This window comes from Vibrio sp. 3-2(1), assembly GCF_963887575.1.
In the GTDB taxonomy this organism is placed as follows: Bacteria; Pseudomonadota; Gammaproteobacteria; order Enterobacterales; family Vibrionaceae; genus Vibrio; species Vibrio anguillarum.
This window is the reverse complement of record NZ_CAWPGB010000044.1, coordinates 36,321-57,842: the sequence shown is the minus strand read 5'-3', so window position 1 is coordinate 57,842 and position 21,522 is coordinate 36,321. Positions and strand designations below refer to the sequence as shown.

21 protein-coding genes are annotated in these 21,522 nt (G+C 45.3%); 8 read left to right on the top strand and 13 right to left on the bottom strand.

Translation table 11 applies throughout. From position 1 onward, the window contains the following. Positions 1-11: 11 nt before the first annotated feature. Positions 12-485 (bottom strand): FKBP-type peptidyl-prolyl cis-trans isomerase, encoded by a 474-nt coding sequence (locus tag AACQ79_RS13365; protein ID WP_064626184.1) that lies wholly within the window; start codon positions 483-485, stop codon positions 12-14. Between the two features lie 19 nt (positions 486-504). After that, positions 505-1,131, bottom strand: a complete 627-nt coding sequence (locus AACQ79_RS13360) for a thiol:disulfide interchange protein DsbA/DsbL (protein WP_105976952.1) — start codon at positions 1,129-1,131, stop codon at positions 505-507. A gap of 154 nt (positions 1,132-1,285) precedes the next feature. On the opposite strand from AACQ79_RS13360, the gene AACQ79_RS13355 reads away from it, so the two are divergent. Continuing rightward, positions 1,286-1,903, top strand: a complete 618-nt coding sequence (locus AACQ79_RS13355; RefSeq protein WP_170899211.1) for an OmpA family protein — start codon at positions 1,286-1,288, stop codon at positions 1,901-1,903. A 113-nt stretch (positions 1,904-2,016) separates the two neighbouring features. Here the strand turns inward: AACQ79_RS13355 and tkt are convergent, their stop codons facing one another. Both tkt and tal read right to left on the bottom strand, forming a co-directional pair. Beyond that, the gene (tkt, locus tag AACQ79_RS13350; RefSeq protein ID WP_170899281.1) at positions 2,017-4,011 is read right to left on the bottom strand and encodes a transketolase; all 1,995 of its coding nucleotides are present in this window, start codon (positions 4,009-4,011) and stop codon (positions 2,017-2,019) included. A 75-nt stretch (positions 4,012-4,086) separates the two neighbouring features. After that, a complete protein-coding gene (tal, locus tag AACQ79_RS13345; RefSeq protein WP_026027792.1) occupies positions 4,087-5,037 on the bottom strand; it encodes a transaldolase in 951 nt (316 codons plus the stop codon). A 455-nt stretch (positions 5,038-5,492) separates the two neighbouring features. Between tal and AACQ79_RS13340 the strand changes: the two genes are divergently transcribed. After that, on the top strand, positions 5,493-6,485 hold the full coding sequence (locus AACQ79_RS13340; protein WP_013867843.1) for a sugar-binding transcriptional regulator: 993 nt from the start codon (positions 5,493-5,495) through the stop codon (positions 6,483-6,485). 162 nt (positions 6,486-6,647) lie between these two features. After that, positions 6,648-7,928, top strand: a complete 1,281-nt coding sequence (locus tag AACQ79_RS13335; protein WP_441351189.1) for a glycoside hydrolase family 18 protein — start codon at positions 6,648-6,650, stop codon at positions 7,926-7,928. A 55-nt stretch (positions 7,929-7,983) separates the two neighbouring features. Here AACQ79_RS13335 and AACQ79_RS13330 read toward each other — a convergent pair whose 3' ends face one another. Genes AACQ79_RS13330 through moeA form a run of 3 tightly spaced genes read right to left on the bottom strand, consistent with a single transcriptional unit; the run spans position 7,984 to position 10,897 of the window. Continuing rightward, entirely contained in the window at positions 7,984-8,868 is an 885-nt protein-coding gene (locus AACQ79_RS13330) for a sulfurtransferase (protein WP_170899210.1), read from the bottom strand. 35 nt (positions 8,869-8,903) lie between these two features. Next, on the bottom strand, positions 8,904-9,653 hold the full coding sequence (moeB, locus tag AACQ79_RS13325) for a molybdopterin-synthase adenylyltransferase MoeB (protein WP_096037093.1): 750 nt from the start codon (positions 9,651-9,653) through the stop codon (positions 8,904-8,906). A gap of 8 nt (positions 9,654-9,661) precedes the next feature. Next, positions 9,662-10,897 (bottom strand): molybdopterin molybdotransferase MoeA, encoded by a 1,236-nt coding sequence (gene moeA, locus AACQ79_RS13320; RefSeq protein WP_017046934.1) that lies wholly within the window; start codon positions 10,895-10,897, stop codon positions 9,662-9,664. Between the two features lie 152 nt (positions 10,898-11,049). Between moeA and folE the strand changes: the two genes are divergently transcribed. Continuing rightward, positions 11,050-11,703: a GTP cyclohydrolase I FolE gene (gene folE / locus AACQ79_RS13315; protein ID WP_013867838.1), complete on the top strand. Its 654-nt coding sequence runs from the start codon at positions 11,050-11,052 to the stop codon at positions 11,701-11,703. 114 nt (positions 11,704-11,817) lie between these two features. On the opposite strand, the gene msrB is transcribed toward folE, so the two are convergent. From msrB to AACQ79_RS13300, 3 genes are all read right to left on the bottom strand, one after another. Beyond that, complete coding sequence (msrB, locus tag AACQ79_RS13310; RefSeq protein WP_013867837.1) at positions 11,818-12,951, bottom strand: peptide-methionine (R)-S-oxide reductase MsrB; 1,134 nt, start codon at positions 12,949-12,951, stop codon at positions 11,818-11,820. A 145-nt stretch (positions 12,952-13,096) separates the two neighbouring features. Beyond that, the gene (locus tag AACQ79_RS13305; RefSeq protein ID WP_170899209.1) at positions 13,097-14,845 is read right to left on the bottom strand and encodes a formate--tetrahydrofolate ligase; all 1,749 of its coding nucleotides are present in this window, start codon (positions 14,843-14,845) and stop codon (positions 13,097-13,099) included. Positions 14,846-14,963: 118 nt separating this feature from the next. After that, a complete protein-coding gene (locus AACQ79_RS13300) occupies positions 14,964-15,107 on the bottom strand; it encodes a hypothetical protein (protein ID WP_017045534.1) in 144 nt (47 codons plus the stop codon). A gap of 132 nt (positions 15,108-15,239) precedes the next feature. Between AACQ79_RS13300 and AACQ79_RS13295 the strand changes: the two genes are divergently transcribed. Then, positions 15,240-15,974 carry an RNA methyltransferase gene (locus AACQ79_RS13295; protein ID WP_170899208.1) on the top strand — a complete coding sequence of 245 codons (735 nt, stop codon included), beginning with the start codon at positions 15,240-15,242 and terminating at the stop codon, positions 15,972-15,974. Positions 15,975-16,101: 127 nt separating this feature from the next. Here the strand turns inward: AACQ79_RS13295 and fdxA are convergent, their stop codons facing one another. Continuing rightward, positions 16,102-16,425 (bottom strand): ferredoxin FdxA, encoded by a 324-nt coding sequence (gene fdxA / locus AACQ79_RS13290; protein ID WP_010318513.1) that lies wholly within the window; start codon positions 16,423-16,425, stop codon positions 16,102-16,104. A 213-nt stretch (positions 16,426-16,638) separates the two neighbouring features. Between fdxA and AACQ79_RS13285 the strand changes: the two genes are divergently transcribed. After that, on the top strand, positions 16,639-18,258 hold the full coding sequence (locus AACQ79_RS13285; RefSeq protein WP_010318512.1) for an NAD(P)/FAD-dependent oxidoreductase: 1,620 nt from the start codon (positions 16,639-16,641) through the stop codon (positions 18,256-18,258). A gap of 158 nt (positions 18,259-18,416) precedes the next feature. Beyond that, entirely contained in the window at positions 18,417-19,091 is a 675-nt protein-coding gene (yjjG, locus tag AACQ79_RS13280; protein ID WP_017045536.1) for a pyrimidine 5'-nucleotidase, read from the top strand. 68 nt (positions 19,092-19,159) lie between these two features. On the opposite strand, the gene rnk is transcribed toward yjjG, so the two are convergent. Further along, entirely contained in the window at positions 19,160-19,567 is a 408-nt protein-coding gene (gene rnk / locus AACQ79_RS13275) for a nucleoside diphosphate kinase regulator (protein ID WP_026027712.1), read from the bottom strand. Positions 19,568-19,740: 173 nt separating this feature from the next. Here rnk and phnR point away from each other — a divergent pair, with 173 nt between their 5' ends. Further along, positions 19,741-20,451, top strand: a complete 711-nt coding sequence (gene phnR, locus AACQ79_RS13270) for a phosphonate utilization transcriptional regulator PhnR (RefSeq protein ID WP_170899207.1) — start codon at positions 19,741-19,743, stop codon at positions 20,449-20,451. A gap of 111 nt (positions 20,452-20,562) precedes the next feature. Here phnR and AACQ79_RS13265 read toward each other — a convergent pair whose 3' ends face one another. Next, entirely contained in the window at positions 20,563-21,354 is a 792-nt protein-coding gene (locus tag AACQ79_RS13265; RefSeq protein ID WP_170899206.1) for a siderophore-interacting protein, read from the bottom strand. Positions 21,355-21,522 lie beyond the last annotated feature (168 nt).

Genomic DNA, 21,522 nt, shown 5'->3' with positions numbered 1-21,522 from the left:
TCAACACCGCTTTACTGGATTTCAATTAATTCCACATCAAAAATCAGTACGGATGCAGGTGGGATAGGGCCGCTGCCACTTTTGCCATAACCTAAATTACTGGGTATGAACAGGCGCATTTTTTGTCCTTCCACCATCAGTTGTAGACCTTCCTGCCAGCCTTGAATCACCTGCTTCAAACCAAACACAATCGGGTCGTTACGTTCAACTGAGCTATCAAACACCGAACCGTCAAGTAAAGTACCGTGATAATGCACTTTTACACGACTGTTGGCTTTCGGATGAATGGTGCCAGTACCTTGTTGGAGTACGAGATATTGTAGGCCACTTTCGGTTGTTATCACGCCATCTTGCTGAGTATTTTCAGCCAAAAACGCTTGGCCTTTAGCAAAGTTTTCATCGGCAATTTTGTGGTTATTCCACGTACGATAGATGAAAAAGCCAGCCAGTAAAAAAATAATAATTGGAAATACAAATTTAGACATATTTTTAAAGCCTTGTGGATTAGGGGTGAGTCAATAAATATGAGATGGTATTCGCGATATCTGCTACATCTTTATGACCGGAGGTGATGACTAAATATTTGCCTTTCACAATAAAGGTTGGAACGGCATTGATTTGGCCTTTCACTGAAATATCATCAGCGAGCTGAATCTCTTGGAATAACTGTTTTTGCTGCTCATCATCTAACGAATACGGGCTGATTAGCCCTCGTTGGCTGAAGGCCAAATCAATCGCTTCTTTACGCTCACTTAACGTTACTTCTTCATCCATTTGCACGACCGAAAATAGCTGTTCCATCATGGCATGATCGGGAATTGCTCCCAGTTGCATCACGGCTGAATAGTAAATCATGGCTCCAATCTGTGCGCCTTCGTTAAAGGTGACATGCAGTTTACCAAATGTTTCGCCTGTTATTTTCTCTAGCTCTGGGATGACCTTTTCCATTGAACGACAGTGTCCGCAAGTCAGCGAAAACACTTCCGTGACGGCTGGCAGGCGGTATGTTGCAAGACTTACGGGAAGCTCATCATATTGTTTCCCTTTTTGTGGCGTAGTGTTGTCACCGCAGCCTGCTAGAATCAGTAGTGTTGTGATGAGAGCCAACCAATAGCGTGTGTTTTTTTTCATAACGAGTATTGAGTTAAAAAAGAATACTTGAATTCTAACGGCTTACCGTGACAAGGAAAACAGAAACAACCACGAAATTGCTACCAAATATATATAAAGTTTTACAGTCTTGGCCGATACAGTTTAGGTAGTAAGAGAATGGAGTGATGCTTGAATGAAGTATTTAGCCTTACCGTTATTGATGTTGTTAACGGGGTGTGGAACATTAGCCACCGCAGATCGAATGTTTAGCGACAATCTATTGGATGCAGCGCCAAAAGGTGATTTTGACGTGCTCTACCCTGAATGGGGCTATGCGCCGAAGATTGCTTCAACAGGTGTTCAAGGCCCGATGGGACAGCAGCGCGTGAGTAGCTATGATTCTTTGCAAAGTTTTTTATTGAAGAATGGCGTTGATTACGAGGTTCTCCCGGGTAACCACATTATGGTTAAATTGAAAGATACGGTGAAATTTGAAACGGGCTCGTCCACCGTCTCCTCTGGCTCTGGTGACTGGCTTACTATGATGGGGCGTTATTTAGCCTCAGAACCCGGCATTGATATTGTGATTGATGGCCATACGGACAGTACTGGAGCGCCAACCTTTAATGATGGTTTGTCTGAACGCCGTGCTAAAGCGGTAAAAAGCACTTTAGTGAAAAGTAATGTGGCGATGGACTCTATTTTTACCCGTGGATATGGTGAATACGTTCCGGCTTGTACGAATAAAACCAATGCAGGTAAAGCATGTAACCGTCGTGTGGAAGTGTTATTTATTGTTTCCAATAATTAAGTTATGCCTTTTGGTGGCGTGCCTTTTAAGTGATGTATCTCTTTTCACACGCGACAAGATCAAAAAAGCCCAGCGAATGACTCGCTGGGCTTTTGCATTAAAAATTAAACGACTTAAGCAAGCAGCTCTTGCGCTTGTTTCACCACGTTTTCAGCTGTAAAACCGAACATTTTGAACAGTTGATCCGCCGGTGCTGACTCGCCAAACGTCGTCATACCGATGATCTTGCCGCCAAAACCAACGTACTTGTACCAGAAATCCGCGATACCTGCTTCAATCGCGATACGCTTGGTGACTGCCGATGGCAGAACTGCTTCACGGTAGGCAGCATCTTGCTTATCAAACGCATCGGTGGATGGCATCGAAACTACGCGCACTTTCTTACCTTCGGCTGTAAGTTGCTCTGCGGCTTTCACCGCCAGTTCAACTTCTGAGCCAGTGGCAATCAGGATCAGCTCAGGCTGGCCTGCACACTCTTTCAGGATGTAACCACCTTTCGCGATATCGGCAACTTGCGTTTCGCTGCGTGGCTGCTGCGCGAGGTTTTGACGAGAGAAAATCAGCGCTGATGGGCCATCTTTACGCTCAATCGCCAACTTCCATGCGACGGCTGATTCCACTTGGTCACATGGACGCCATGTGCTCATGTTTGGTGTTAGACGCAGAGATGCGATTTGCTCAACCGGTTGATGGGTTGGACCATCTTCACCCAACCCGATAGAGTCGTGCGTGTACACTTGAATGTTCTGAATCTTCATCAGCGCGGCCATTCGCATTGCATTACGGGCGTATTCCATAAACATCAGGAAGGTTGCGCCGTAAGGAACGAAGCCACCGTGCAGCGCGATACCATTCATGATGGCAGTCATACCGAATTCACGCACACCATAGTGAATGTAGTTACCCGAGAAATCTTCCGCCGTGAGCGATTGAGAGCCCGACCACATGGTGAGGTTAGACGGTGCCAAGTCCGCCGAGCCGCCCATAAATTCTGGCAGCATTTTACCAAACGCTTCCAGCGCATTTTGTGACGCTTTGCGTGACGCAATATTGGCTGGGTTAGCTTGAAGGTCAGCAATAATTTGACTCGCTTTCGCTTCCCATTCTGCTGGCAACTCGCCATTTACGCGGCGTTTAAACTCAACGGCTTCGGCTGGGTAAGCGGCGGCGTAGGCTTCAAACTTGGCGTTCCAATCGGTTTCTTTCGCTTGGCCAGCTTCTTTGGCATCCCACTGCGCGTAAATGTCGGCAGGGATGTGGAAAGGTGCATGCGGCCAACCCAGGAATTCACGCGCTGCTTTGATTTCTTCAGCGCCTAAAGGGGCACCGTGACAGTCGTGTGAGCCCGCTTTGTTTGGCGAGCCAAAACCGATGATGGTTTTGGTGCAAATCAAGGTTGGACGAGGGTCAGCTTTCGCAGCCTCAATCGCGGCATTAATCGCTTCAGCGTTATGGCCATCAACCGCAGCAATAACATGCCAGCCGTACGCTTCAAAACGTTTTGGCGTGTCATCAGAGAACCAGCCTTCCACATGACCATCGATAGAGATGCCGTTGTCATCCCAAAACGCAATCAGTTTGCCAAGGCCCAGAGTGCCCGCCAGAGAACACGCCTCGTGCGAGATGCCTTCCATCAAACAACCATCACCCATGAACACATAAGTGAAGTGGTCAACGATGTCGTGACCCGGTTTGTTGAACTGCGCCGCCAGTGCTTTTTCAGCCATCGCCATGCCGACCGCATTGGTAATACCTTGGCCTAGTGGGCCCGTGGTGGTTTCAATGCCCGGCGCGTAACCGTATTCTGGGTGACCTGGTGTTTTTGAGTGCAATTGACGGAAGTTTTTCAAATCATCAATCGACAGCGCGTAACCGCTCAGGTGCAATAAAGAGTAAATCAGCATTGAGCCGTGGCCGTTTGACAGCACAAAACGGTCGCGGTCAGCCCATTGTGGGTTTTGTGGGTTATGGTTTAAGTGGCTACGCCAAAGCACTTCAGCGATATCCGCCATACCCATCGGTGCACCAGGGTGACCAGAGTTAGCTTGTTGAACACCGTCCATACTAAGAGCACGGATGGCATTGGCTAATTGTTTACGTTCCATAATAATTACCGACAAATAATAGAGTTAGAAAGGAAAGGGGAACGTTAATCGTTCCCCAAATTTTAATTCGTAAGTGGATTACAACTTGGCTGCAATCATGACTTCAAGTTTGCCTTGGTCAATGGCAAAGTTACGGATGCCTTCCGCTAATTTTTCTACGGCCATTGGGTCTTGGTTATGTTCCCATAGGAACTCTGCATGGGTCATTGCTGCAGGGCGTTCTTTGTTACCTTGAGAGTCAACCAGTTTTTCAACCACTTCACCTTCAGCTGCTTCGAGTTCTGCCAGTAAAGAAGGGGCAATAGTCAAACGATCACAGCCTGCTAACTCTAAAATTTCACCGATATTACGGAAGCTTGCGCCCATCACGACTGTCTTGTAGCCATGTTCTTTGTAGTAATTGTAAATAGCAGTCACGGACAATACACCAGGATCTTCTTGCGGTGCAAAATCACGGCCTTCTTTGGCTTTATACCAATCCATAATACGGCCGACGAATGGAGAAATAAGGAATACGCCTGCTTCTGCACACGCGCGTGCTTGAGCAAAGGAGAATAATAGAGTCAGGTTACAGTTGATGCCTTCTTTTTCAAGGATCTCTGCTGCGCGAATACCTTCCCAGGTTGAAGCCAGCTTGATCAAAATACGGTCGTTAGTAATGCCAGCATCGTTGTACATTTTGATCAGTTGGCGCGCTTTTGTCACGCTACCTTCCATATCATAAGAGAGGCGAGCATCGACCTCGGTAGAAATACGGCCCGGAATCGTTTTTAGGATCTCTTTACCGATATTGACAGCAAGCATGTCACAAGTATCTTGAACTTGTTGAGCCTTGTCTGAGCTCTGTGTTTTTGCGTATGCGATAGAAGCATCAATCAGTGGCGCGTATTCTGCAATTTGAGCCGCTTTAAGAATGAGAGATGGGTTAGTGGTCGCATCTTCTGGTTGGTATTTTTTGATTGCGTCAATTTCACCAGTGTCAGCAACAACAGTCGTCATTTTACGAAGTTGCTCTAATTTATTGCTCATATCGATCATCCTATTTCTTTGGGCCAAGCCAGATTTTGAGTTTACTGGGCATTTGCAAGCGGGTTAGCAATCACATAGCCATGTCTTACACATGCCAGAGAAGCTAACTCAATTATTTTCAGCGACCGAACATTTGCTCTGAACATTTGCTCGATCGTTGAGTAAATGATGTAGCCATATTTATCTTATCCACTGGGAAAGTCAATCGCCGTTCTGGGGTTATAGTGATATCAATCAACTATTTTTTTGTGAATTAATCTGAGTGCTGGTAAATAATCGTTTGCTTAGATTTATCAAGGGTTGAAAGCGAACGTTACTGCGCATTGATTAGAGTGAGAAAATGTAATTTCCGTGAGCAAATGTTGCAAAGTAAATGGGGCTTAACCTATGCTAGGTCAATGAGCAAATGCTCAATTGTCGTTATTCTGCGCACAATATTGACCATGAGATCCCGTATGACCACTCCCAATCAAGACATTTCTATCGAAAATACTGACTTATTAACTGAAATTTCAGTGGCTTATTACCAAGATGGTGCAACTCAAGAAGAGATCTCGAAAAAGTTTTCTCTTTCACGAGCCAAAGTAGGGCGAATGCTTAAACAGGCACGCGATGAAGGGATTGTCGAAATTACGGTGAAATATCACCCTGTTTTTAGCGCCAAAATTGAGCAGCGACTGATTGAACGCTTTGGCGTAAAACGTGCGCTGGTTGCACTTGACCAACCTAGCGAAGAGTTGCAGCGCCAACAAGTGGCGGGGTTGGTTTCCAATTACCTGACCAGTACGCTAAAAAACGGCATGGTTGTGACCGTTGGTCAAGGCCGAAATGTATCGGCCGTGGCGCATCATATTGGCGTGATCACACCGCGAGAGTGTAAGTTTGTCTGTAGTATTGGTGGCATTCACCCAAGAGGTGGGATGTTTAATGCGGATCATATCTGTCGGCAACTGGCCAAAAAATACGGTGGAAGCTCTGAAACGCTTTATGCGCCTGCCTATGCTGAAAATCGCGAACAAAAATTAGCGTTTATGCAAAATGCAACCGTCAAACAAACCTTAGATTTAGCACGTAAGGCAGACATTGCGTTAGTGGGTATTGGGGATATGAGTGAAAACAGCTACATGGTCGACCTCGGTTGGTTTACCGCCGATGAAGTGGTGCAGTCGCGTTTACAGCAAGGTGTGGTAGGGGATTTCGCTGGTTATGATTTTTTTGATATCCACGGTAAAGCTGCCAATACGGTGATGAGCGATCGTGTGATTGGCTTAGGGATTGACGAATTTCGACCGATTGCTGAGGTGATCGCTATCGCGGCTGAAAACAGCAAACCTTTAGCGCTGCTTGGGGCGCTACGCACCGGCGCAATTGATGTGATTGCCACCAGCGTAAGCAACGCGTTAACGGTATTGAATTTAGATGAGCAGATACAAACCGTCATTGGTTAGTGGATTCAGGTTAGTGAATTTAGGCTCATAAATTAATCTGCAATAACTGTAACGTGATTTTAAGATCTGAGTTTGGCTCGCATTGGCTGATTATTTTGAAACTTAAAATATATTTCTCTGCTGTATTGACGCAAACCCAAGGAGAAACTTATGAACAAGTTGATGATCGCCCTTCTCGTTGTTGCGTCATTTAACGCCACCGCAGAGACAACCAAACCCGTCGTGGCGGGCTACTTTGCTGATTGGCAATATGAAAATGAGCAAAACCCCTACACAGTTAAAGATATTCCAGCAGAGAACTTGACTCATGTTATTTACGCCTTTTTGAGTATGTGTGGCCCCCATTCTGGAGCCAGTGAAACCGTACAAAAGCAAATCGCTAAGCAATGTGAAGGAAAAGCACCATTTAGTGCGATTGTTGTTGATACTAAATCCGCACTAGAAAAAGAGTTTGGCGCAGTCAATGTACCAGTTCCTTACAAAGGTCACTTCGCTCAACTTGCACAAATGAAGAAAGACTATCCGACGCTTAAGATTCTGCCTTCATTTGGCGGCTGGACAATGTCTGAACCGTTCCACGCAATGATAAAAGATCCTGCTACGATCAAGCATTTTTCCAAAACAGCGGTTGAACTTATAGAGCAGTACGCCTTTTTTGACGGTATCGATATCGATTGGGAATATCCGGGTGGTGGCGGTTTAACTACTTCGCCTTGGAATCCGGATACGAAATTAACCGACGAACAAAAAGAAGCAGAAAAACAGGCCTATACCGAGCTGATGAAAACATTACGTGCTGATTTGGATGCGTTGAGTAAAAAGACGGCTCGCCACTATGAACTTTCTACTGCTGTTGGTGTTGGAGCGAAAGCGGCTCAGATAGATTGGCCCGCCGTATCCCCTTATTTAACCAATATGTTTGCGATGACTTATGATTTTCTGGGTGGTTGGGGAACGCAAACGGGCCATTTAACCAATTTACATGCGACGGATCGCAGTTGGTGGGGAATGGGAGCCGATGTGTTTATCAATCAAATGATCGAATTGGGTATACCAAGCGAGAAATTGGTTATTGGCGCGGCGTTTTATGGACGTGGTTGGCAAGGCACTCAAGATTATGAGGGTGGTTTGCCTACGGCTGATCTTGTGTCTGAGCAGGGAGCGCCGTTTGGGACCGGTGAAAATGGCTATTTCATGTTCTGGGATTTGATGAAAAATTATCGCGCGGCACAAGGGTATCAATATGGTTACGATCAAGAATCGCAAGCACCATATTTATGGAATGCAGAAAAGAAAGTATTTATCTCGTATGAAGATGAACGTTCAGTGCGCGCCAAAGCCAAATGGGCAAAATCAGCGAAGCTAGGGGGAATTTTTACATGGGAACTTTCAGGTGATCCTTCAGGTGAATTGATCAAAGCAATGGCTGATGAGTTGAAATAGCACGCTTTGTAAAACATGATCAAATCCCCACAATGGTGGGGATTTGATTCAGAGACTAAAGCTCAATAGGCAGCTCAGTGCGCTGCCCCCATTCTGTCCACGAACCATCGTAAACGCACAGTTTTTCGTAGCCGCAAATTTGCGCAGCCAGCAGCACAATGCAGGCGGTTACGCCTGAGCCACAACTGAAAATGTATTGCTCTTTTCCAGCAGTCAGCGTTGCTTGAATAATAGGTTGTAGATCTTGCGGTGATTTAAGCTTATGCCCATTCATCAACTCTGTAAAAGGTAAGCAAATAGAGTGAGGAATATGGCCGCTACGTACGCCTTCTCTTGGTTCTTTCACTTGACCCAAAAAACGGGCTTGTGAACGTGCATCAACAGTTAAGCTCTCTGGGTTCTCTATTTGTGCAAGCACATAGTCTGCGTTCACAAAATAGCGAGGATCGAGCGTGCCACGGAAGTTTCCGTGTTTAAAGGCGTGTGTGTACTCTTTTACAACGGGTAAACCTTGGCGTTTCCATTCGGTTAATCCACCATCAAGAACGTATACCGACGCATGTCCCATCGCTTTGAGCATCCACCATGCCCTCGGTGATGCAAACGTCCCGCTATTGTCATAGACAACGACGATCGAATCGTGGTTTAAACCGATCGATTGTGCTAATTGATTAAAGCGCTCTTCACTAGGCATCATATGAGGTAGTGGCGATTGTTGGTCACAAAATTCACCATCATAATCAAAGCGGCGAGCGCCGGGAATGTTATGCAGAGTATCTTTCTCAGTTTTACTGGGAATTTGGAATTCAATACTGCAATCAAGAACAACGGTGCGCGGGTCGCCTAACTTTTGTGCTAGCCATTGGGGGGAGACGAGTGGTGACATGAGTTTAACTCTCCTATTGTGTGGGCTGATGCGGTGGACGAACGAGAAAGACATTATTGAGTCTTTGTCTTTTATTTACTATTTACTATTTACTGGCAAGTCTGGCAGTGAGCGAGTTTGATCAAGTTCATTTCTCTCCACGTCATTGTAAGAGCGTCCAACATCAAAATTTTGCCTTGTTTTACCTGCCCATATTGAGCGATCACTTTGATCGCTTCCATCGCTTGTACCGCGCCAACAATCCCGACGACAGGAGCCATTACGCCCGCTTCGACGCAAGTGAGTACGTTACTACCAAAAAGAGCGCTTAAACATTGGTAACAGGGCTCGTCTGGGTGTTGATACATAAACACGCTGACTTGCCCTTCCATACGAATCGCAGCACCAGATACCAGTGGTGTTTTAGTTTGAAAGCAGAGTTTATTCAATTGGTTACGAGTATCAAGGTTATCTGATGCATCCAGCACCAAAGAATGCTGTTCAATTAATGCTTTCAATTGTGCATCTTCAAGGCGTTGATCAACGGTATTTACCGTTAAATACGGGTTAAGCATACGCAGTGACTCTGCCGCTGAGTCCACTTTTTTACGTCCAATATCGGCATCGCTGTGCAGCACTTGGCGCTGTAAATTAGAGAGCTCAACCACATCATCATCGATGAGCGTGAGTGAACCAACACCTGCCGTGGCAAGGTATTGGCTTGCAGCGCAGCCCAATCCTCCTGCGCCAAGAATTAAAATAGAGCTTTGTTTAAGTGCTTCTTGTCCTTCAAAATCAAACTGTTTGAGAATGATTTGTCGGTTGTAGCGCAGTAGCTCTTGATCAGATAGGATCTCCATAGTGATCCTTAGTACAAGCTGGGATTAAAAAGTTGGATATTGACGGTTTCGCCCACCTCCACTCGGCCACGATCTTGCTCTAACACCACAAAACAGTTGGCGAGGCTCATCGAACGAAATGCCCCCGAACTTTGGTTTCCGGTAGTTTCAACAACAAACTGGCCATTTTCAATTGTGTAAATACCGCGTTGGTAGTCAGTACGACCCGGTGATTTTTTAAAGGCATTTTTAGTGATGGCTGGAATGGACTCCGGTGCTTTCCACTGAGTGTGTCCAGCCAATTTAGCCAGCATAGGTTGCACCAAGACGTATAGGGTTAATACGGCTGAAACGGGGTTGCCAGGTAAGCCACAGAACCAAGCATGATCTAATGTTCCAAATGCAAACGGTTTGCCCGGTTTTATTGCCAGTTTCCAAAAACCGATTTCTCCGAGTTCTTGCAAAATATCTTTGGTATAGTCAGCTTCGCCTACACTTACGCCGCCAGAAGTAATAACCACATCGGCCAAATGTTGAGCTTTATCAAAGGTAGCTTTTAAAGTGGCAGGGCAATCAGCAATGATCCCAAGATCAATCGCTTCACAACCAAAATTCTCAATTAATGGTTTAATGCCATAACGATTGCTGTCATAGATTTGCCCCTCAGCAAGAGGTTCACCGAGTGGTTTTAGCTCATCTCCAGTTGAGAAAAAGGCCACTTTGGGTTTACGAAAAACGGTCACATGGCTGATGCCGAGTGTGGCAATCATTGGGATATCACGCGAAGTCAAGCGAGCCCCTTTATGTAGCACTACATCGCCTTGTTTGATGTCATCACCAGTGGGGCGAATATTTTGCTGAGGCTTTGCATTCGGCTGTAGAAAGCAGATACCATTTTCGTTTTCGGTCGTTTGCTCTTGCATGATCACCGCGTCGCAACCAGCTGGAATTTTCGCGCCAGTCATAATTCTCACGCAACTGTTGGCTGGCCACGGCCCTTCAAATGGAAGACCGGCAAAAGATTTGCCAGCCAGCGGCAGGGTGGTTGACTGTTGCAGATCAGCTAATCGAATAGCGTATCCATCCATCGCTGAGTTATCGAAAGGCGGCACAAAAATGGGTGAGAGTAACTCTTCAGCCAACACATAGCCTAACGCGTCGGCTAGCGGTAGTTTCAGCGTCGTTTGGATGGGTTTGATATTCGCTAGCATTGTCTCTAACGCTTGTTCGATAGGCATTAAGCCCGGTGAATCACAACAGCCCATGGTCGGTTCCTATAGCTTTTTTCTTTGCGAGGACTTTATCATACATTGCTTACGGGCAATAATGACCATCCTTAAAATATGGATGTAATTATTCAAAATTCCGAGTATCCTTGTCTGCCATCCGAAAGGGGTAAAAAGTAAGAGGAATCGGAATGCTAGGTCTTAGCGAATCAGCAAAGTTGGTCAAAGATGCGCTAGAGAGCCGAGGTTTGGAAACGCCTATGCGTCCAAATGAGGTTACTCGTGAAGAAAAGAAAGAAAAAATCGAACACCATATGCGTGAGATCCTCACACTACTCGGTCTTGACCTGACCGACGACAGTTTAGAAGAGACGCCCCATCGAATTGCGAAAATGTATGTGGATGAAGTGTTTTCTGGCCTTGATTATCAAAACTTCCCCAAAATTACTGTGATCGAAAACAAGATGAACGTCAGTGAAATGGTGCGCGTAAAAGAGATTACCGTAACCAGTACCTGTGAGCATCACCTAGTGACTATCGATGGTAAAGCCGCGGTGGCGTATATCCCAAGAGGCAAGATAATTGGTCTTTCTAAGATTAACCGTATTGTACGTTTTTTTGCTCAGCGCCCCCAAGTTCAAGAGCGAATGACACAGCAGATTCTGGTGGCTTTGCAAACCTTACTCGGTTCAGACGATGTCGCAGTCACTATTGATGCCACTCATTACTGCGTTAAGTCACGTGGTGTTATGGATGCGACCAGTGAAACGACCACCACAGCATTAGGCGGTATTTTTAAATCTAACCCTGCCACCCGCGCCGAATTTTTCCATGGTTTACATTAATCGAATCTCAGTTGAGTCCATCGATTAACGTTGATCAACTAAAAAAGCCCTCGCAAGTGAAGCCGAGGGCTTTTTCGTTTTACCACGCACGCCTTATTGAAACAGAACCAAATTTTATTTAAACAGAACCAAGTACTCGCCATAGCCTTCAGCTTGCATCGCCTCTTTTGGTACAAATCGCATCGCGGCAGAGTTCATGCAGTAGCGTAAGCCAGTTGGTGCTGGTCCATCCTCAAAGACATGACCTAGGTGAGAATCTGCAAAACGGCTGCGCACTTCGGTTCTGGTATAAAAAAGCCGAGAATCGCTTTTGGTCGCAATATACGCTTCATTAATTGGCCGAGTAAAACTGGGCCAGCCTGTACCAGAACGGTATTTGTCGGTAGAAGAGAATAATGGCTCTCCGCTGACTACATCGACATAAATACCATCGGCTTTGTTATCCCAATACTCATTGTTAAATGCGCGTTCAGTACCTTCTTCTTGCGTCACGTAATATTGCAAATCAGTCAATTTGGCGCGTATCTTTTCATTAGAAGGTTTGGTGTATACCTTAACGTTATTTTGCATTTTTTGCGCTTCGATCAATTGACGTAAGGTTTTTGGATGCTCATTACGATCTTTACCGAAGATGGTATCAAGATATTGGTCACGTCCGGAAGCATGACGGTAGTAGGTGTAACGTACTTTGCTCTTTTTATAAAAGTCTTGGTGGTACTCTTCAGCAGGCCAAAATTGGCTATATTGAATCAGCTCTGTTTTGAGCGGCTTTTTGAAGATCCCTAGCGCATCGATTTCTTGCATAAAACGCTGCGCGGTCTGCTTTTGTTCACTGTTGTGATAAAAAATGGCAGGCCGATACTGTGGGCCTCTATCAACAAACGAACCTTGATCATCCGTCGGATCAATGTGGCGGAAAAAATGATCCAATACATTTTCGTAGCTGACAACTTGCGGATCAAAGGTCACTTGAATCACTTCAATGTGGCCCGATTTTCCTGATGAGACTTGTTTATAGGTTGGATTTTCAAGGCTGCCACCCGCATAACCAGAGACAACGCTAATGACACCGTTGAGTTTTTCAAGATCAGATTCTGTACACCAAAAACAGCCCCCAGCTAATGTCGCGATTTGCTGATTACCAATGCTGGGCATGGTTTTAGGCTGAGTTTCTGCTTGGCTAAATAGCGAAAACAGAATAGGCACAATAAGCGCTATTGAGAATATAAAGGGAGTAAAACGTTTCATAACCGACCTTACTTATTTTTTATTGATACTGGTAAAGAACGGTGAAAAGCGCAAAAAATTACAGAGAAAGAAAACAAATAGCGTGAAGAAAGCCTTTCTGAGCCCGAAGATTTGCGCTCAGAAAGGTTAATTTCGAACAATAATATCAGGTTAGGCCGATGATATTTCCTTTAGAATCAATGTCTAAATACATGAAGGCGGGTTTTTCAGGAAGGCCCGGCATGGTCATCACGTTGCCGCATAGCGCATAGATAAAGCCAGCACCCGCACAGAGCTTTAATTCGCGGATCGGTACATCAAAACCTTTTGGTGCGCCTTTAATCGCAGCGTTGGTTGAAATTGAAAGTGGCGTCTTCGCCAAACAGACAGCAAGCTTCCCGTAACCTTGCTCTTGCATGTTGTGCATTTGACGTCGTGCTTTATCACTAAAAGTGACGCTTGCCGCGCCATAGCCCTTTTTCGCCACGGCGTTGATCTTATCTTCGATCGTCTGCTGTGCTTGGTATAACGGTGTGAACGTACTCACTTTTTGACACTGCTTAATGACTTTGGAAGCAAGCTCAGTCGTCCCTTCGCCTCCAAGAGCAAAACCTTCACTCAGTGCAACCTCTACCTGGTAGGGTAGTGCGTGAATCATCATTGCGAGCTGCTCAAGCTCTTCTTGTCTGTCTTGTGGAAAGCGGTTAATGGCAACCACGGCGGGTATTCCATACTTACTCACATTTTCAATATGCCATTTGAGATTTTCAAAACCGGACACCAACGCGGCATGGTCTGGCTGAAATAGAGTGTCGGGAACTGGCTGGCCGGGACGCAATTCATACAGACCAGAGTTCGCTTTTAAGCCGCGAAGTGTGGTGACGATAACGGCGCAATCTGGCGCTTTCCCAGATGTCGCTGCTTTAATATTGCACGCCTTTTCAAATCCCATATCAGAGCCAAAGCCGCCTTCTGTTACAGTAAATTCGGCTAACCTTGTGGCGATGTCATCAGCGATAATAGAAGAGTTACCGTGCGCGATATTGGCAAAAGGCCCGGCGTGAATCAGTGTCGGTACGCCTTCTAACGTTTGCATTAATGTAGGTTCAATCGCCTCTTTCATACTGACAGCCATCGCCCCAGCGACTTGTAAATCTTCGGTGGTAATCGGTGTACCATGGTGGCTATAGGCGACGACAATCCGCCCAATCCGCTGGCGCAGATCGTTTAAGTTTTTGGCTAAGGCAAGAATCGCCATCAGCTCAGAAGCCGCTGAAATATCAAAACCGTCTTCACGTTCGAAGCCATTGATTGATTTATCCGTTTCATTTCGGCCAACGGTAACCATGCGCAGTGCGCGATCGTTGTGATCCATCACTCGCTTCCAAACCACATTATTCGAGTCGATACGCAGTGCTTTCATTGCGGTGCGTTGCTCGAAATCGTCATAACCAAGGCGCTGTTCGTGATAGATCCGGGCATCTATCGCCGCTGCCGCTAGGTTATGCGCGGCTGTGACGGCGTGGATATCGCCAGTGAGATGCAAATTGAGCTCTTCCATTGGTGCCACTTGTGAATAACCGCCGCCAGCGGCTCCGCCCTTAACACCAAAGATTGGTCCCATTGAGGGTTGACGAATACATGCCATCACCGAATGACCCAATTTTGCCATTCCTTGTGATAGGCCGATGGTCGTGACGGTTTTTCCTTCCCCTAATGGCGTTGGGGTAATAGCAGTCACAAGGATTAACTTCCCAACCGTTTGTGTTTGCAAACGTTCAAGGCAACTTAATGAAATTTTCGCCTTAAAGCGGCCTTGGCTGTGGAATTCGCTGGCGGTGAATCCTGCTTTGTTAGCGATAGCCTCTATGGAGGTTAATGAAGTGGCGCGGCAAATTTCAATATCAGGCAGCATAAAACCCTCATTATTTAGTATTGTACGGGTTGGGAAAACGTTTGCGTCGCGATAATAACGTCAAAAAATGGGTTGTAAAGTTATTTAATGAGTGGATTATAAACTAATGCCTGAGCTTTTAGCTCGATTCTTCGTTCTCTTTTGTGTCATTGTCGTTGGGCTCTTTATGATGCTCATCTTCAAGTTGATCACTATCTTGTTGATCATAATGCTTGACGACAAAGGGGGTTAACATAACGGAAGAGGGAAGAAAACGTTTCATATGGATTTCCTTGTTTGTTAGTAACTGAACATATGGTATTGAAACTCGACTTACACTGCTTTAGCTCTGACGGCCTTTACTCTATAATGCGGCGTTTTTACTAGGCCAACCTTACCTCACTGCGGATATTTTATGATTTCAAAAAACCAACTGAAACTACTTCGTGCTTTAGGCCAAAAGAAACAGCGCAAGGTTCATGGCCTGTTTTTAGTGCAAGGCGAAAAGAACGTGTTGGAATTGATTAACAGCCAACTGACGGTAAAGCAGGTTTTTGCCACTGCGGAGTTTATCGCACAAAACCGCGTTGAGCTTAGTGTTTTTGAATGCATTGAGGCCACATTAGATGACTTAACCAAAGCCAGCACTTTGGTGAGCAATAATGCGGCAATCGCCGTCGTTGAGATCCCCGAAGTGACGGTGCCTGAAGCAAAAGGATTGATGATCGCTCTCGATGGTGTTTCTGACCCCGGTAATTTAGGGACGATTATCCGTGTTGCTGATTGGTATGGCATTAAACACATTGTCGCTAGCCACGATTGCGCCGATCCATACAATCCCAAGACCATCAGTGCCACCATGGGTAGCTTTGGGCGTGTTACGGTGAGCCAAGTGGATTTGAGTGCTTATTTACAGAGTTCAAATCTACCTGTTTATGGGGCTTTTTTAGAAGGTGAGAGCGTACATCATACGAAATTTGCAGCAGAAGGGATTTTATTGATGGGCAGTGAATCGCATGGTATTCGTGCCGAAGCGGCTCAATATGTCACCGACAAAATCACCATTCCCGCCTTCGGGGGAGCAGAGTCACTTAACGTAGCAATGGCTACGGGTATTATTTTGGATAACCTGCGCCGCCAACATCACTAGATCAAACCAAGATCACTCGGTCAATAAGTAAAGCTTAAAAGTTGTTGCTTTGGATTGTCGTCAAAAAGCGTGATAACGGATGCCGTGTTTGCGCTTTTTTTATAACGCTAGTTATAAAAAGAAAAGACTACTTCTCTAACATCCCCAGTTTGTTTGGCACGCCATTCCATTTTTCAGCATCATCCATGGCTGGTTTGACTTCGGTTTGCACCGGCCATATATCGGCAAGCTCAGCATTGAGTTCGATGTAAATCTTCTGATCTTCTGGGAGTTCATCTTCTTGAAAGATAGCTTGAGCTGCACATTCAGGAACACATAAACCGCAATCAATGCATTCAATGGGGTTGATCACCATAAAATTGGGGCCTTCGTGAAAGGCATCTGCAGGGCATACCGCGACACAGTCAGTAAATTTACATTGGATGCAATTATCCGTTACGACAAACGCCATGATGATCAGCTCTTAGTTAGTCAAAAATGAAGAATGGGGATAATACGCATCCCAAGTTAAATTTCAACATCCAACGCTATGAATATCTAGCGTAACGTGTGATGAATTCGGGATTTAGTATGACAGATAACGCTATTTCCCGTAAAATGCGCGCCATTGTGAGCGGGCCGCTTGCGGCTTTGGCTAAGACACCGACTAAAACGAGACACCGACATGATACGTTTAACCGAAATTAAACTTCCTTTGGACCACGAGGAAGGGGCAATTTTTGCTGCTATTACTGAAAAACTTGGTATTGCTGATGAACAAGTTCTTTCATTCAATATGTTTAAACGTGGCTACGATGCTCGTAAGAAAACGAAAATCATGCTGATTTACACGCTAGATGTGAGCGTGGAGAATGAAACAGAGTTGCTTGCTCAGTTTGCTGATGATCCGCATGTGAAAGTGACGCCGGATATGGAGTACAAATTCGTTGCTCAAGCGCCAGCGAATCTTACTGAGCGCCCAGTGGTGATAGGCTTTGGCCCTTGTGGTCTATTCGCAGGACTGATTCTTGCTCAAATGGGGTTTAACCCAATCATTGTCGAGCGTGGTAAAGAAGTGCGCGAACGCACCAAAGATACCTTTGGTTTTTGGCGTAAACGTACATTGAATACTGAATCTAACGTGCAGTTTGGCGAAGGTGGAGCAGGAACTTTTTCTGATGGAAAACTCTATAGCCAAGTGAAAGATCCTAACTTCTATGGTCGTAAGGTCACTACAGAATTTGTCGCTGCGGGCGCACCTGCTGAAATCATGTACGTGAGCAAACCGCACATTGGCACGTTCAAATTGGTGACCATGATTGAAAAAATGCGTGCCAAAATCATCGAATTAGGCGGTGAAATTCGTTTTAGTACTCGTGTTGATGACATTCACATCGAAGAAGGGCAAATTACCGGGCTTACGCTGTCAAATGGTGAAGAAATTAAAACGCGTCATGTTGTCCTTGCGGTCGGTCATAGCGCACGTGATACCTTTGAAATGTTGCATGAACGTGGCGTTTATATGGAAGCCAAACCCTTTTCAGTAGGGTTCCGTATTGAACATAAACAATCAATGATTGATGAAGCGCGTTTTGGTTCGAATGCGGGTAACCCCATTCTTGGCGCGGCGGACTACAAATTGGTTCACCACTGTAAGAATGGCCGCACTGTTTATAGCTTCTGCATGTGCCCCGGTGGCACGGTAGTGGCGGCTACTTCTGAAGAGGGGCGCGTTGTGACCAATGGCATGAGCCAATATTCTCGCGCAGAACGTAATGCTAACAGTGCGATTGTGGTGGGTATTGATCCTGAACGTGATTATCCCGGTGATCCGCTGGCGGGCGTGCGCTTCCAACGTGAACTTGAATCACGAGCTTATCAACTTGGCGGCGAAAACTACGATGCGCCAGCACAAAAAATTGGTGACTTTTTACAAGGTCGTGATCCGAGTGCGTTAGGCGATGTCGAACCCTCTTTTACACCCGGCATCAAGTTGACAGATATTTCAAAAGCGTTGCCTGATTTTGCCATTGAAGCCATTCGTGAAGCGATCCCAGCGTTTGATAAGCAGATCAAAGGATTTGCCTCTGATGATGGTTTGTTAACTGGAGTAGAAACTCGCACGTCATCACCTATTTGCATTAAACGGGGTAAAGATTTCCAAAGCATCAACCTGAAAGGCTTTTATCCGGCAGGTGAAGGTGCAGGTTATGCGGGCGGGATTTTATCAGCAGGCATTGATGGTATTAAAGCGGCTGAAGCATTGGCGCTTTCTATGGTTAACGAAGCTGAAAAAGCATCATAATTTGCAATATTAAGCATAAGAAAAGGCTCATTGGAGCCTTTTTTATTACAGGGACGATTAGATTCGTTATCACATTGAATTTTAAAAGTTTCTTCTGATAGAGATTATCATTTAACTAAAAACAATCTAAACTAGCCCGAACATTATGAGGAGAGATCATGAAGTACGACTGGATTTTATTTGACGCTGACGAGACCTTGTTTCATTTTGATGCTTTCAAAGGTATGCAGCTGATGTTTGAGCGCAAAGGAGTGTTGTTTACTGAACAAGATTTTGCGCAGTACCAAGAAGTTAATAAACCACTGTGGGTCGATTACCAAAATGGTGATATCACGGCGGCGCAGTTGAAGCATACTCGTTTTGCAGAGTGGGCAGAAAAGCTCGCGACGACAACCACGGAATTAAACAGCGCATTTCTTGAAGCCATGGCTGATATCTGCACTCCACTACCAGGAGCAAAAGAGTTATTGGATGCCCTTACAGGTCGAGCGAAACTTGGCATCATTACTAATGGTTTTACCGAACTTCAAGCGATTCGTTTGCAAAGAACGGGGATGAGTGAATACTTTGACCACGTGATTATTTCAGAAGAGGTTGGTGTAGCGAAACCCGATCACGGGATTTTTGCCTACGCGTTAGACAAAATGGGAAACCCTGCTAAAAATCGTGTATTGATGGTAGGAGATAACCCGCATTCCGATATTCTAGGTGGCTTGAATTTTGGTATTGAGACCTGTTGGCTAAACTCTACTGGCGCAAGTGCTGTTGAGGGTATTGAGCCACACTATCATGTGCGTTCATTGCACGAGCTTAAAGATATTTTGGTCGCATAATTATTTACAATGATGTGGCTTGGGGTGTGGAGTGATGATATCGACCTCCACACCAACAAAGCGATTCGTTAGCGGTTGAATTCACCGTCACGCTCAGGTTGATAAACTACATCAAGAATCTCAATCACTCTTTCTCTACCACCTGGCATTGGCCAACTTAGCTGTTGACCAACAGCTAGGCCCAACAATGCACTGCCTACTGGGGCAAAAACAGAGATATCTTGACTGCTTTTCACTTCATGCGGATACACAAGATTTTTTTCTATCACTTCATCACTGTCGATAAACTTGAAGCGTACGGTCGAATTCATGCTCACCACATTATTTGGCATCTCTTGTGGGGCGACAATGGTGGCTCTATCCAACTCAGCCTCGAGCTTTTCTAACTCTGGCGTTAGTTTAGGCATGCCATCCAGTAATGCGGATATTCTGTCCATATCAAGGCTTGAAACTAAGACAGGTGCTAAGTTTGACATTTTTAATACTCCAAAAAGAAATACCGCCCAAAAGCTAGGCGGTATAAAAATTAACGTCAATGTTATTGCGATTCAGGCTATGACATTAATCTTGTTCGACATAGAATGCAAATAATACGGTATCAGTTTGTTATGAATTTGGCATGCACGTATTTAGGCTGGGAGTGGATGTTGTGCAGTACGTAAAAATTAAAGATGTGATTGTTGAACAAATCGATGCTGGCATGCTTGCCCCTCGTCAAAAATTACCTTCTGAACGAAAACTTGCAGAGTCGTTTAATACCACACGCGTTACCCTGCGTGAGGCTTTGTCTCTGTTGGAAGCGGATGGCAAGATCTACCGAGAAGATCGGCGAGGTTGGTTTATTTCTCCCGAGCCGATACGTTACGACCCAACCCAAACTCTGAATTTCACCAACATGGCTTTAGCACAAAACCGAGTACCAAAAACGGAACTGATGATGGCAAAAGCGCTATTAGCCAATAAACAAGCATCGCTCTTATTGGGATTGAAGCCGTTTTCGGATGTTTACCAAATTGATCGTGTGCGTTATTTAGAAGATCGCCCCGTGGTCTATGTGACGAATTACGTGCGCCCTGAATTGTTTCCCAACTTGCTGACTTTCGATTTGTCTCAATCACTGACGGATATTTATCGCGACCATTTTGCCATGGAGTATCAAACAGTCCGTTATCGAATTACCACTAGCTCTTTGCTTGGTCATATGGCGCAAGCGCTACGCGCTACATCAGGCACTCCGGCGATGGTCGTTGAGCGCATTAATTATAATCAACAGGGTGAACTGATCGATTGTGGTATCGAATACTGGCGACATGACGCGATTTGTATTGAGTCGTTAGCCAAGCTCACTGTGGCCCGCTGAGGCTATGTCCGTTAAAGCTAGGTTTGTTAAAGCTATGTTCGTTGAAAATTGAGCGCATTCAATGAAAAAGGCGACCTCTATTAAGTCACCTTTTTACTGTGTTATTGCTGTTTATGACTGAGTTTGTGCATCCGTTTGTTTGAGCTGTTTATGCCCATCTTCACTGACGCCACGTTTCCAGTAGCTGCTGATATAAATATAGTCTTTGGCTATCTCTTTTTCATTGCGAAAATACTCTCTTAGCGCGCGCATGGTATCAAATTCACACGCACACCATACCGAGCCATTCTCACCCAGCCAATTTTTCTCGATAACCGAAGCCGCCAAATTGGTGCTGCTGTCTTTCACGACCCAAGAGATCTCTATGTTCTCCGGAGCCTGTAGTGCCTGTTTGTCATCCACATGCTCAATTTCAATTACTGCATAACCTTTTGCATCACACGGTAAGCGTTTTAATTGAGCTGCAAGGGCAGGGATCGCGGTCATGTCAGCGGCTAAGAAAAACCATTTCCCATTGGGATTCAACCCTTGAGCTTTACCTGGGCCAGCGATTGAAATCGTATCGCCAATGGCCGTATGCATCGCCCATCTGACTGCAAATCCACACTGCTTATCTTCCGCCTCATGCCGTACAAAATCGATTTCAATGCGGTTGCTGGTCGCATCAAAGCTTCGAATGGTATAAGTGCGCATTATTGGGCGCTGATCAGGGGTTAACCGTGACAAATCAGTGCCACCATCTTCACTAAACAGCAGCTTGATATAATCGCCTTCGTTTTCAAGTGTAAAATGCTCAATTGAGTCACCCTGTAACGTAACGCGTTGCAGGGAAGGCGAAATCTGCTGACTACCCACAACCGTGAGTGGATAGAAAGAGCGTTTAGGTTCTGTTTCTTTTTTCATTATTCTCTAGATTACCGTTTTGTCTTTTGTAGGTATAACCTTAAACTGAGTGCTCAATTGATTCAATGATAATAACTATCATTTACGTTATTTTACTTTGAAGAGATGGGAATATGTAACTTTGCAGATAAAAAGCCCCATACGCATAATGGTATGAGGCTTAATAAT